Genomic DNA, 12,603 nt, shown 5'->3' with positions numbered 1-12,603 from the left:
GCTGCACCACCTCCAACGCGTGCAGCTGCTCCACCAACCCACCCCGATCCGCCCGCCACCACGCGGTGCCGGGCCCAGGAAGCGCAACCCCCACCCCGCCAACCATCACCCCCACAAAAGAACACACGATCGACACTCGCAAGCACGTTCGATAATCTGACGCTCTCTCGCCGTCCACGCGATCCGGCAGGGGCGTCAGTCGTCCTCGTCCTCCCAGTCCGGCGTCGCGGCGTCGGGGTTGTACCAGACCAACCGCGCACCGATCCGGTTGCCGACCCGGAAGCCTCGCAGCGCCTGTTCGGGCGCGCTCAGGCTCATGCGCAGCCCACAGTCCACGGACACCACATCCGCGCGATCGTCGAACGCCATTCCCCAGCCGGCGATTCGAGCATCGACCCGATCCCCGTACTCCTGCACGATCGCGAACACGCGAGGTGCGGCGTCCGCCACCATGCCCTCCAGCACCTCCGCGAACAGCTCCTCACTGCACAGCGGCGACATGCCGGACGGATCCGGGACCAGTCGATCCAGTACGGACTCCGCGGCGCCCACGACCACCCCTGTGCCGTCCCGCGCGACACGCTGCTCGTTCTCGGTGGACATTGACCTACTCCCTCCCGGATCTATTGCTAGAGTGTTACTTATAGCACAGTAGAGTACGTTACATGTATGATACACGCAACGACCATCATCGAGGGGAGTGCTCATGACCGCTGATGACCCGGTTGTCGCGCAGATCCAGCTCGGCATCCTGTTGCGCGACCTCCGCGAGGAAGCCGACTTGACCACCTCCGAAGCCGGTCAGATCATCGGATCCTCGAACGCCACGATCAGCCGCATCGAGAACGGCAAGCAGGTGATCAAGGCAGAGGACGCGGCCACCCTGCTGGAGGCCTACGGCGCCGATGACACCCAGACCGCTGAAGCGCTACGGCTCGCGGCGGTCCCGAAGCCGCGCGCCCGGCGCAGGCGCAGCTCCTCCTACCGCGACGCCGCGCCGAACTGGTTCACCCGCTTCCTGGTGATGGAGTCCGAGGCCAACGAGATCTCGGCCTACGAGAACGAGCTCGTAACCGGCTTGCTCCAAACCGAGGACTACGCCCGCGAGCTGCTACGGGCGGGCGCCCCGCTCGCGGGCAGCAGCGAGCTGGATCGGAAGGTCGAGCTGCGCATGCGCCGCCAGCGCATCCTCACCCGCACCGACCCGCCACCCGTCCAGCTCGACGTGATCCTGCACGAGGCCACGCTGCACCGGGTGATCGGCAGCGATGAGGTGATGGCCCGGCAACTACAGCACGTGCTGGAGATGAGCGAGCTGGGCAACATCACCGTGCGGGTGCTGCCGTTCCGCCCGAAGCCCACGCCGAACCATGACGAGGCATTCGTCGCCTCCAGCCGATTCATGCTGCTGAAGCTGCCGGAGCGGGGCACCATGCTCTACATGGACGACTTCGCCGGGGCCACCTACCCGGAGGACCTGAACGTCATCCAGCAGTACGCCACCGGATACCAGCGGCTGCGCGCCGCGGCCGAGGACCCTGACGCGTCGGCCGAGCTGATCGCTAAAATCACCCAGCAGTACGGGTGATCCGCGATGTATGAAGGGCGGCGGCGATGGCGCACCGGGATCCGAGCCAGCTCCGTTGGCGCACCAGCAGCTATACCGGTAGCGAGGGCTCATGCGTGGAGCTCGCCCCGCTGCCTGCCGGTGCCGCCCTCCGCGACACCAAGAACCGCACCGGCGGCATCCTGGTGCTCAGCGACCCCGCGTGGCAGGCCTTCCGCGAGGGCATCAAGCAGCTCGGCTAACCGCTGCCGGTTCCTGGCGGCTCGACAGCCTTCCCATGTGGTGCCAAAGTGGCACCATGAAGCGGATGAACGTGCGAGACGTGCCTGACGACGTCTACGACACGCTTGTCGAGGCGGCCCGAGCGAACCGCCGGTCGCTCAGTGCCTTCGTCGTAGACCGGCTGGCCGAGGTCGCGCGGACCAGCCAGCTCGGCGTGTACCTGTCGTCGTATCACCCGCCCGAGGGTAGCCAGGTCACCTCTGACGACGCGGTAGCGGCCGTGCGCGAGGTCCGGGAATCCTCGTGAGTCCGGTCGTGGTCGACACCTCCGTCCTCGCGGTCTTCTACGCCGCCCACGACGCCCGGCACCACCTTGCGGGGCTGCCGCTCCGGCGGATGCCCATCGCACCGCTGCTGGATCGGATCTGGGAGTTGCGCGACACGATCACGGTGGACGGCGCCGCGTACGTGGCTCTCGCCGAGCGAATCGACGGCGCGCTGTTGACCTGCGACGGCACACTGGGTGCCGCCACCGGACCTCGTTGCGCCATCGACGTGATCACGTGAGCCGGCGCGCAGGTCCTACCTCCCCCGAAGCGCCAGTCCGCAGGTGGCGGCTGCCGCCGCGAGCAGGCCGATGGCCAGCGGGGTGAGGTGCCAGCCCCCCACCATGCCGGCCAGCGCCGCCACGGCAGGCGGCGCGATCAGCTGCCCGAGGTTGGCGCCCTGCATCGCCACGCCGCTGGCCGCGCCCACCGCGCGGGGCGAGCGCGCCACCTCGGGAACCGCACCGAGTACCACCGAGGGGATGAACCCGCCCACCAGCGACATCACCACGCAGGCGGCGTAGCGCACCGCCAGCGGCAGCGCCTCGGCGTAGATCACCACGGCGGCCACCGCCATCGCCGCGCTCGTGAACACGATCATGCGCCAGCGCTCCAGGCCGCGGTGTTGCAGCAGCCCGCCCAGCACGGTGCCCGGGGCGTTCACCGCGAACGCCGCCGCGGTCAGCATCGCGGCGGCGGCCACCCCCAGCCCCTGCTCCTCCACCAGCATCGTCGGCAGGAACCCGAGCACCGCCAGGATCTGCCCGGCGTACGCGGCGAAGGCCAGCCCGAGCAGCACCGCTGCCCGCGTCGGCCGCGACTCGCGCGCCCATCCCTGGCCGCGCGCCCGCGCAGCCGGGCTCGTACCGCGCGTCACCCAGGCCACCAGCCCCGCCCAGGACAGCGCCACGGCGGCGGCGAACAGCCACGTGCCCCGCCACCCGACGGTCGCGACCAGCGGGGCGGCCGCCAGCAGCATCAGCGCCGTCCCGGTCGGCATGTACGCCGCCCACGACCCCATCACCAGCCCCAGATCCCGCGACCTGCTCACCCGGGTCAGCAGCCCAGGCACCGACAGCACCACCACCATGAACGCCACTCCCTCGGCGAACCGGGTGGCCAGCAGCGGCGCCGCCGAACTCGCCTGCGCGCCCAGCGTGCTGGCCAGCCCGATGGCGATCAGCGACCCCACCGCCGACCGGCGATGCCCCACCGCGTCGGAGGCCGCGCCCAGCGCCAGCCCCAGCAGCGCGCCGACCAGGTTGAACCCGGAGATCACGAACCCGGCCACCGGCAGCGACAGGTCCAGCTCCTCGCGGATCACCGGCAGCGCACCAGGGGCCTTGCCGATGTGCAGCGAGGCCACCACCCCGGCGCCGACCAGCACGAGCACCGCGGGCCAGCGGGTCGCGGTCGGGGCGCGCGCCTGAACCAGAGACGGGCCGTCGGGCATGTCAGCCGTTCGTCGGCACCGGCGGCGCGTCCGGCGGTCGCCTGCCGACGGTGAGACCGCCGTCCACGACGAGCACGTGGCCCACCACGTACGACGCGGCGTCCGAACACAGCCACACGGCGGCTTCGGCCACTTCCTCGGGCGTCGCCGCCCGGCCCACCGGTTCGGCCGCGAGCGCGGCCCGCGCCCACTCCGGGTTGTCCCGCATCGACTGCTGGGTCATCCCGGTGACGGTGAAGCCGGGAGCCACGGCGTTGACGCGGATGCCGTAGGGCGCCTGCTCGATCGCGGCCACCTTGGTCAAACCCACCACCCCCGCCTTGGACGCCGCGTAGTCGCCGAGGCCGGCGTTGCCGGTGATCCCGGCGACCGAGGCGGTGTTCACCACCGCGCCGTACCCCTGTGCCGACATGACCTCCAGCTCGTAGCGAAGGCACAGGAAGACGCTGGTGAGGTTGACGGCGATGGTGCGGTCCCAGTCCTGCTTGCGCATCGCCGAGACGGGCGTGCCCGAACCGCTCACGCCCGCGTTGTTGAACGCGCAGTCGAGCCTGCCGTGCCGCTCGGCGACGCCGCGTATCAGGCTCCGCACGTCATCCTCATCGGACACGTCGGCGTGTCGTGCCTCTGCCGTGCCACCCGCATCACTCACCAGATCCGCCGTGCCGGTGGCGGCCTGCGCGTCGATGTCGGCGGCGATCACCAGCGCGCCACGCCGGGCGACGGCCAGCGCGCTCGCCCGCCCGATGCCCGACCCGGCGCCGGTGACCAGCGCGACCCGGCCCGCCATGCCGGAGCCTGCCTCAGTTCCCTCAGCCTCCGCCATCGTGCCTCCCCAGGCCGATCGCCTCCTGCCAGCGCCGCGCGGCGGTGGCTTCGTCCAGCTCGCGTGCCTCGGCGACGGCCTGCTCGGCGTCGGCACCCACAAGCCTGCGCACCGGGAAAGTGCGCTCGTCGGTGACCGCGTCCAGCACCGCATCCGCGACCTGCTGCGGATCGGCGGCCCCGGCGACGCTGGCGGCGACCGCCGCGTCCATCGCCTCCCGGAACGGGGCGTACGGGCCGTCGCCTGCCCCGCTGTCGCGCCGCATGCGGTTGTCGCGGATGCTGGTGGCGAAGAACCCGGGGTCGAGCTGTCGCACCCGGATGCCGACGTTCTCCACCTCCAGCGCCAGGCCCTCGCTCGCGACGCCCAGCGCGTGCTTGCTCGCCGCGTATGACCAGGTCATCGGCCTGCCGGGCAGACAGGCATCCACCGAGCCGATGTTGACGATCACCCCGGAGCCGCGTCGCCGCATGCCGGGCAGCGCCTCGCGGATCACCGCGAGCGCGCCGAAGTAGTTGGTGTCGAACACCAGCCGCAGGTCCTCGTCCGGGATGGTCTCCACCGCCCCGAACATCCCGATCCCGGCGTTGTTGACCACCACCTCGGGCGTGCCGCACCCGGCGACCGCCGCCGTGACCGAACCGGGGTCGGTCACGTCCAGCGGTATCACCCGCAGCGTGTCCGGCGACCCGGCAGCCTCGGCGTTCAGCTCGGTGGCGCGCTCCGGTGACCGCACCCCGGCGTGCACCTGGTAGCCGTGTCGTGCCAGCGTGGCGGCGGTACGCAACCCGATCCCGGTGGAGCATCCCGTCACCAACGCGATGCTGCTCATGCGACCACCTCCCCCACGCACTCGGCGAACGCGGCGGTGTGACGGTCCACATCGGCCTCGGTGGTCGCTGGGCACATGAGTGCCATGTTGTGGAACGGGGTGAGCAGCACCCCACGGTTGAGCAGGTGCAGGTGGATCGCCGCCTCCAGCTTCGGCACCCGGAACCGCTTGGCTTCCCCGCCGTTGCGGGGGGCGCGGGAGCTGAACAGGTACTCCACCCGCGCGCCGAGCCGGGTGACATGCCACGGCAGGCGGTAGCGCTCGATGACGTCGAGCACGCCCCGCTCGAACCGCTCGGCGAGCGCGGTCATGTGCGTGTAGGCCCGCTCGGTCATCACCTGCTCCAGCGTGACGCGCAGCGCCCGCAGGGTGAGCGCGTTTCCGGCCAGGGTGCCGCCGAAACCGGCGTGGCTGATGCGGTGGCCGTCCTTGGCGGTATAGCGCTGGAAGACTTCGGCCACCTCGGCGGTCATGCCGTACACGGCGGCGGGGATGCCGCCCGCGATGGACTTGCCGAGCACGAACATGTCCGGCTGCAAGCCGTACGCGCGGGTGTAGCCGCCGGGTCCGGTGGAGATGGTGTGGGTCTCGTCGATGATCAGCAGGGTGCCGGTGCGGCGGGTGATCTCCCGCAGCGCCTCGTGGTAGCCCGGCTCGGCGGGCACCACCCCGCAGTTGGTCATCGCCGGTTCGGCCAGCACACACGCCACGTCCCGTGCGGATAGCGCGCGCTCCAGCGCGTCGATGTCGTTGAACTCCACCAGGGCGGTGGTGCGGTCCCAGTCGACGGCGTTCGGTGCCACGCCCGGCTGCGGCACCATCCGATCGCCGTCCAGAGCCACCTGGGTCTCATCCACCGAGCCGTGATACTTGCCGTTGAACACCAGCACCGTGTCCCTGCCGGTGGTGATCCTCGCGATGCGGATGGCGAAGCGGTTCGCGTCGGTGGCCGAGGTGGCCAGCTGCCAGAACGGCAGGCCGAACCGCCTGGCCAGTTCCTCCCCGATCGGCGCGGCGTCCTCGGTGGGCAGCATCGTGGTGCATCCCGCCCTGGCCTGCTCGGCCACCGCATCGGCCACCACCGGGTTGGCGTGGCCGAACATCGCGCCGGTATCACCAAGGCAGAAATCGACATAGCGATGACCATCCACATCGACCAGTTCGGCACCCGCCGCGCTGTCGAGGTAGACCGGGTGCGGGGTCGGCCAGTTGGCCATCCAGTGCAGCGGCACACCCCTCGGCATGCTCTCGCGGGCCCGCTCGTGGGCCTTCCTGCTGCGCTGGTGGGTGCGTTCGAACCGCGCTACCTCGCGCTCCAGCAGCGCGTCCAGGTGCCGCTCCCCGACGCCGTGCTGCTCCGTCATACCGAACGCACCGCCTTGGTCACCACCTCGACCAGCGTCTCTGCCTGCGTGTCGCTGAGCACCAGCGGCGGGGACATCACGATCGTCGATCCCGCGGCCCGCACCAGCACGCCCTGCCTGCGGGCCGCCTCGGCCACCGGGGTCGCATCCTCGACGTCCAGCTCGACGCCGAAGGCCATGCCCGCCCCGCGCACCTCGAACACCGGGCCGTTGCCCGACAGCTCGCTCAGCCCGCACAGGATCCGCTCCCCCAGCTCGCTCGCCCGCTCGAGCAGGCCTTCTGCCTCGATGAGGTCGATGTTCGCCAGCGACACCGCCGCCCCGACCGGGTGGCCGTTGTAGGTGAAGCCGTGCCGGAACGGGGTGCCGTCCAGCATGCTGATGACGTTGTCGCCGATCAGCACCGCGCCCATCGGCACGTACCCGCTGGAGATCCCCTTCGCGGTCACCGCGATGTCCGGGTCGATCCCGTAGTACTCCGCGCCGAACCAGTGGCCGAGCCTGCCGAACGCGGTGACGATCTCGTCGAGGATCAGCAGGATGCCGTGGCGGCGCAGCACCTGCTGCACCCGCTCCCAGTAGCCGGGTGGCGGTGGCACCATGCCGCCGACGCCGAGCAGTGGCTCGCCGATGAACGCGGCGATCCGCTCCGGGCCGATCTCGGTGATGGTGCGTTCCAGCTCGTCGATCAGCACGTCGGTCGCGTTCGGACCGATACGCGCCCCGTGTGGTTTGCTCAGGTGCACGAAATCGGGGGTGAGCGGCCCGAAACCGTCGTGGAAGGCGGGAAGCCCTGTCGCGGCGAGCGAGGCCGAGCCCACCCCGTGGTAGGCGCCCTGCCGGGACAGGATCACGGTGCGTTCCGGCTGGCCTGCGGCGTGCCAGGCCAGCCGCGCGAGCTTCACCGCCGTCTCGTTGCCCTCCGAGCCGCCGTTGGTGTAGAAGACGGTGTTCAGCCCTCCCGGCGCGATGCGGGCGAGCCGTTCGGCCAGCCGGATCGCGGGCGGGTTCGACAGGTGCCAGAAGGAAGCGTAGAACTCCAGCCGCCGCATCTGTTCGGCGGCGACCTCGGCGAGCTCGGCGCGACCGTGCCCGACGGCGCACTGCCACAACCCGCAGGTGCCGTCGAGGTACTCGTTGCCGTGCACATCGCGGATAACGGCGCCGTGTGCACTGTCCACAATCAATGGCTCCGGCGCGCGGCCCACCGTGGCGTGCGGGTGCAGCACGTGCGCCAGGTCGAGCCTGCGCAGCTCGGCGGGATCGCCGGTCGCCGCCCGGGCGGCATTCAGGGTGGCATCCATGCTCGCTCCGTTCACTCCAGGCCGATCCAGACGCTGGTGACCTCGCTGTACTCGTCGATGGCTTCCTCGCCCATCTCCCTGCCCCAGCCGCTGGACTTCATCCCGCCCCAGGGCGCGGCGGGATCGATGCCCGCGACCGTGTTCACCCGCACGCAGCCCGCGTGGATCCGCTCGGCGAGGTAGTGCGCGGTGCCGACATCGCGGGTCCAGACCGAGGCCGCCAGCCCGTACTCGGAGTTGTTGGCCCGAGCCACGGCCTCGTCGAGGTCGTCGAAGGGCAACACCGTCAGCACCGGACCGAAGATCTCCTCGCGGCTGATGTGCATGCCGTCGGTGGCGTCGGCAAGCACCGTGGGCAGGTAGAAGCTGCCGCGCGCGAGCGTTCCGGTGCCGCGCGTGCCACCGGTGACCAGGCTGGCGCCCTGCTCGGTGCCGCTGCGCACGTAGCCGTCCACCGAGGCCAGGTGTTCCTCGCTGACCAGCGGTCCCATCTGGGTGTCGGGTACGAGACCGGGGCCGAGGCGCATCTCGCTCGCGGCGGCCGCGAGCCGCTCGGTGAACTCCTCGTAGCGCGGCCGGGCCACGTAGAAGCGGGCGGAGGCGGCGCAGACCTGCCCGGCGTTCTGCAGGCCACTGCGGAGGTTCCCCGCCACCGCCTGCTCCAGGTCGGCGTCGGCGGTGATGATGCTGGGTGCCTTGCCGCCGAGCTCCAGCGACAGGCGTTTCAGGTTCCCGGCCGAGGCGCGCACGATGCTGCGGCCGACCTCGGTGGAGCCGGTGAACGACACCTTGTCGACCGCGTCGTGCTCGGCCAGCGCACGCCCGGCTTCGGGGCCACCGGTGACCACGTTGAGCACCCCGGGCGGGAACCCCACCTCGGTGGCCAGCTCGGCCAGCCGCAGCGTGGTCAGCGGGGTCTGCTCGGCAGGCTTGAGTACCACGGTGTTGCCGCAGGTCAGCGCGGGAGCGAGCTTCCAGGAGGCGATCATCAGCGGGAAGTTCCACGGGGTGATCAGCCCGCAGACACCGACCGGGACGCGACGGGTGTAGTTCAGCGCGCCGGGCCGGGAGTGAGCCGGGACGCGGCCGTCGAGCTTGGTGCACCAGCCTGCGAAGTAGCGGAAGTGCTGGGCTGCTCCCGCGACACTGACCGACCGCGCCAGCCACAGCGGTTGGCCCTGGTCGCGGGTTTCGAGCTCGGCGAGCTCCTCGGCGTGCTGCTCGATCGCGTCGGCGAGCCGCCACAGCAGCCGCCCCCGCTCATCCGGTGAGAGCCGCGCCCACCGGGCATCGTACAGCGCCTCGCGCGCGGCGGTCACTGCCCGGTCGACGTCGGCCGCGCCACCGTCAGCGACCTCGGCGAGCACCTCACCGGTCGCCGGATCCCGGGTGGTCACGGTCGCGCCGGACACGGCCGGGCACCACCGCCCACCGACGAGCAGTTGCCGGCTCTCCATCCCGCCTCCTGACGATGTTACGTACATTGCAACATATGTTGCACACATCGATCATAGAACGGGCAGGGAGGGCACGTAAAGGCATGTCATCAGGTCGGCGGAGCAGTCTGTAGCAACGGGGGGCGTGTCGGAGCTCAGGCCGCACCGATCACCACGACAGCGGCGCCGCCCCGGCCGACGGTGACCGGTGTGTAGCAGGGTTCCCGCCATCACTCGCGATGACCGTCCCGCTCCTCCTCCGGCATCTCGCTGCGATTGGCTCGCGGCGGCGCACACTGCCACCGAAACGCCAGGCGCTACTGGTGTTGCCGCACCTGCGCAACGGCGATAGCGACGCGAGCCTGGCCGCCGGATTCGGCGTGGGTGTGGCCACCGCGTACCGCTATGTCGTCGAAGCAGACGCCGTGCTCGCCGCGTTCGGCCCCGAGCTGAGCGACGCCGTCCGCGCAGCCAGGGGCAAGGCGTTCGTCCTCCTCGATGGCACGCTGAACGCGATCGAGCGGATCCCTCACCAGCGGGGCGTACTGCTCCGGCAAACCCAAGCGCCATGACAGGAACGTTCAGCTGCTGGCCGACCTGGAAATCGAGCAACACAGGGTTGCCTATACGACGAGGGGCGCCAACATGACTATCGAGAATCGAGACAACGAAGCCCTAGTGTCGTTTATTGATAAACTGAAAGAATCCATTCCAGAAATGGGATCGTCGACTTCGCACAGACCGCTGTACAGGTTTTTCTGATGAACTAGATACCAAACGGACTACACCTCGCATGATGCCATTCTTTACAGGTGACGTGGGAGAAATTCGACAGCGAGGGAGCGATTGGTTATGCTTGCCCAGGCAATACGCGAACGTGGCGGACTGGTCCCTATAGTGTTACTAACCTTCTCAACCTGCCGAGGGGCGCTGCGCCCGTAAGACATTATCGAGTATACTACGATCGTGTGCGGGCAGAACAATATATCTGCGGCCATGTCCGATCGCACTCTGTCGGTGGTTGACCTCGCGAAATGTTTCGGCGAAGTGCCGGTCTTCGCGGACGTCAGCTTCACTGTCGGTACTGGGGAAGCGTTCGCGGTGGTCGGGCGCAACGGGTCTGGTAAGTCGACGCTGCTCAAGTGCGTGGTTGGCGCTGAACCGTTCGACGGGGGCAGCGCCTGGCTCCATGGTCTGCCGCTCGACGAGTCGCGGGCAACGGTGCGGTATGCGATGGCTTCGCTGCTCGATGATGTCGACTACTTTCCCGACATTTCCGTTGTGGAGCACCTGCGCCTGCTGGCCTGGCTATACGGAACGAGCGATCCGGAGAAGCGGGTCACCGATGTCATCGCGGAACTGGGGCTCGAACAGGTTGTTCACCAGCTACCTCCCACGCTGTCCAGCGGTCAGCGCCACAGATTGGGTCTGGCTGCGTGTTTCGTACGGCCGCGCGAGCTGCTCGTCCTCGATGAACCCGAGCAACGCCTGGACACGCAAGGGCGACTGTGGCTCCGGCGCCGGCTCTGCGCCGAGAAGGACGCGGAGGTCGCGATCCTGTTCGCATCGCATGACACCGAGCTGGTGGATTCGGTCGCCGATCATCGCCTTCACCTGGGCTCATGACTCAGAACCACACCAGGATTGCCGCACAAGCTCCCTGCGCATGGGACGTCAGGAAGTCATTGCGAATGACCTCGCATGCGGCTGGTGCTTGGCGGTTCACCCTCGCGCGCTGGTATGAACGATTCCTCTATCTCGCCGTCTTCGGCGCGATCTCGTACGAGCTGGTGCTCAACGCGATCGGTCGGGATGTCAGCGACCATCAGCTTGCGGAGACTGGCCTGTCCGGATGGGCGCTGGGGTGGTTGACGCTGATCGCCGGGATCGTATTCGTCAAGGTAATCCTCGCGTTCGGCCCGCTCTTCGCCAGTGCGGAGCGAGTGTTCTGGGTGATCAGCTCCCCGGTGGATCGCACATCGTTGCTCCTGCCGAAGTTCGTCGTCGTTGTGGGACTTGGCGCTGTGGCCGGTGTGGTGTGGCCAGCGGCTGTGCTCGGCATAACCGGCCCCCCTAGCGGCCCCACTCTGGTGCTATTTGCCGGGTCCGCGGCATTGGGTGTTGCGCTGGCCGCGAGCGGGGTGATCGTGCAGGGAACGCGGCTGCGCGTTCACCGGATGCAGCTCTGGTTGAGCTCGTTGATGGCTCTTGCTGCCCTGACCCTCTTGGTCGGGCTACTCAGCCAGGCAGTGGCGTCGGGGGTAACCGCGCCACTGGCCACGTTCGGTGGCGACCTCGCCCTGGTTACGGCCCTCATAGCCGCAGCGGCGGGACTTGCGCTCGGCTACCGGATGCTACGCCGCATACGCAGGGCCTCGTTGAGTACGGGATCGGCACTGGCATCCGCCGTCGCGACCTCGATCAGCTGGTTCGAGCTCAACCTGCTCGGCTCTCTGCTCCTCAAGCGGAGAGCGTTGCTCCAAGGCGCCGTCCGCTCGGTCAGGCTCCGGGGGTCACGTGTTGCGGTCCTGGTGTGGGCCGACCTAGTACGGACCTTCCGAGCGCGGAATTCCCTGCTCATTTGGGGTGCACTGATCCCGGTACCGATACTGGTCAGCATTTCCGGCGTGTCAGATCTGGTGCCCGTGGTGCAGCTCGTGGCCGCATTCCTGGCAACCGACCGCCTCGCAGGCGGCTTGCGATTCGTATGCCGATCACCGGGCATCCGGCGCATGCTCGGGATTCCGGAGCGTACCCTGCGCCTTGCTCACCTGATCGTGCCCGCCGCTGGTGCGATCCTGTGGTGCGCCGTGACCGTCCCCCTGGTGCCCGAGATCTCGGTCCTCCACGGCACCGTCTCCGCGCTGGGTGCGATAGCCGTCGTGTATCGCATCGCTACCCGGCCACCACGGGAATTCGGTGGAGGAGCCACCGACTTCGGGCTCATCGGCCCGACCCCGATCGGACTAGTCATACAGCTCTTCCGGGGCCCCGCCTTACTGCTCGTCCTCGGCGGGCTCCAACTGGCCCTGCCATAAGATGCCATATCACCAAGCGCGCACCAAAGCAGTCCTGCGCACTGCACTCACGACAGAACCCGCATCCTGCCTGTCCTGAAGACCGCCATCACGAACTGATCGACCTCGCCCCCGTTACCGTTTTCGCGGCTCCTTGATCGAGGGGCTCCTGGTCTCCAGGCCCGGCATGACTGATGCCCCCAGTCGAGTGCATGATCCGGGGGGTGGTGTCACCGGGCTTGGTGCATCGCTGGAT

General features: G+C 69.2%; 14 protein-coding genes. 7 read left to right on the top strand and 7 right to left on the bottom strand.

The genetic code is table 11. The features are described 5' to 3' along the window. Positions 1 to 195: 195 nt before the first annotated feature. Entirely contained in the window at positions 196 to 603 is a 408-nt protein-coding gene (locus F8178_RS20255; RefSeq protein ID WP_317496452.1) for a hypothetical protein, read from the bottom strand. Between the two features lie 103 nt (positions 604 to 706). Between F8178_RS20255 and F8178_RS20250 the strand changes: the two genes are divergently transcribed. From F8178_RS20250 to F8178_RS20235, 4 genes are all read left to right on the top strand, one after another. Further along, positions 707 to 1,588, top strand: a complete 882-nt coding sequence (locus F8178_RS20250) for a helix-turn-helix transcriptional regulator (protein ID WP_317496451.1) — start codon at positions 707 to 709, stop codon at positions 1,586 to 1,588. Positions 1,589 to 1,614: 26 nt separating this feature from the next. After that, entirely contained in the window at positions 1,615 to 1,809 is a 195-nt protein-coding gene (locus F8178_RS20245) for a DUF397 domain-containing protein (protein ID WP_317496450.1), read from the top strand. Between the two features lie 65 nt (positions 1,810 to 1,874). Next, entirely contained in the window at positions 1,875 to 2,096 is a 222-nt protein-coding gene (locus F8178_RS20240; RefSeq protein ID WP_317496449.1) for a hypothetical protein, read from the top strand. Further along, on the top strand, positions 2,093 to 2,356 hold the full coding sequence (locus F8178_RS20235) for a hypothetical protein (RefSeq protein ID WP_317496448.1): 264 nt from the start codon (positions 2,093 to 2,095) through the stop codon (positions 2,354 to 2,356). The genes F8178_RS20240 and F8178_RS20235 overlap by 4 nt, the downstream gene beginning before the upstream one ends. Before the next feature lie 15 nt (positions 2,357 to 2,371). On the opposite strand, the gene F8178_RS20230 is transcribed toward F8178_RS20235, so the two are convergent. The 6 genes from F8178_RS20230 to F8178_RS20205 are packed head-to-tail and all read right to left on the bottom strand — an operon-like array spanning position 2,372 to position 9,351. Next, positions 2,372 to 3,568, bottom strand: coding sequence for an MFS transporter (locus F8178_RS20230; RefSeq protein ID WP_317496447.1), 1,197 nt, complete (start codon positions 3,566 to 3,568; stop codon positions 2,372 to 2,374). 1 nt (position 3,569) lies between these two features. Next, positions 3,570 to 4,394: an SDR family NAD(P)-dependent oxidoreductase gene (locus F8178_RS20225; protein WP_317496446.1), complete on the bottom strand. Its 825-nt coding sequence runs from the start codon at positions 4,392 to 4,394 to the stop codon at positions 3,570 to 3,572. Next, entirely contained in the window at positions 4,381 to 5,226 is an 846-nt protein-coding gene (locus F8178_RS20220; protein ID WP_317496445.1) for an SDR family oxidoreductase, read from the bottom strand. Before F8178_RS20220 ends, F8178_RS20225 begins: the two co-directional genes overlap by 14 nt. Continuing rightward, positions 5,223 to 6,590, bottom strand: a complete 1,368-nt coding sequence (locus F8178_RS20215) for an aspartate aminotransferase family protein (protein WP_317496444.1) — start codon at positions 6,588 to 6,590, stop codon at positions 5,223 to 5,225. Before F8178_RS20215 ends, F8178_RS20220 begins: the two co-directional genes overlap by 4 nt. Next, positions 6,587 to 7,894, bottom strand: coding sequence for an aspartate aminotransferase family protein (locus F8178_RS20210; RefSeq protein ID WP_317496443.1), 1,308 nt, complete (start codon positions 7,892 to 7,894; stop codon positions 6,587 to 6,589). The genes F8178_RS20215 and F8178_RS20210 overlap by 4 nt, the downstream gene beginning before the upstream one ends. Before the next feature lie 11 nt (positions 7,895 to 7,905). Then, positions 7,906 to 9,351 (bottom strand): aldehyde dehydrogenase family protein, encoded by a 1,446-nt coding sequence (locus F8178_RS20205; RefSeq protein ID WP_317496442.1) that lies wholly within the window; start codon positions 9,349 to 9,351, stop codon positions 7,906 to 7,908. A gap of 218 nt (positions 9,352 to 9,569) precedes the next feature. Between F8178_RS20205 and F8178_RS20200 the strand changes: the two genes are divergently transcribed. The 3 genes from F8178_RS20200 (at position 9,570) to F8178_RS20190 (ending at position 12,368) form a co-directional block, all read left to right on the top strand. After that, complete coding sequence (locus tag F8178_RS20200; RefSeq protein ID WP_396345877.1) at positions 9,570 to 9,902, top strand: transposase family protein; 333 nt, start codon at positions 9,570 to 9,572, stop codon at positions 9,900 to 9,902. Positions 9,903 to 10,326: 424 nt separating this feature from the next. Next, positions 10,327 to 10,956 (top strand): ABC transporter ATP-binding protein, encoded by a 630-nt coding sequence (locus F8178_RS20195; protein ID WP_317496441.1) that lies wholly within the window; start codon positions 10,327 to 10,329, stop codon positions 10,954 to 10,956. A 65-nt stretch (positions 10,957 to 11,021) separates the two neighbouring features. Further along, positions 11,022 to 12,368, top strand: a complete 1,347-nt coding sequence (locus F8178_RS20190) for a DUF6297 family protein (RefSeq protein WP_317496440.1) — start codon at positions 11,022 to 11,024, stop codon at positions 12,366 to 12,368. Positions 12,369 to 12,603 lie beyond the last annotated feature (235 nt).

It is taken from the genome of Haloechinothrix sp. LS1_15 (genome assembly GCF_033042135.1).
Taxonomy (GTDB): Bacteria; Actinomycetota; Actinomycetes; order Mycobacteriales; family Pseudonocardiaceae; genus Haloechinothrix.
This window is presented reverse-complemented; position numbering and strand designations above follow the sequence as displayed.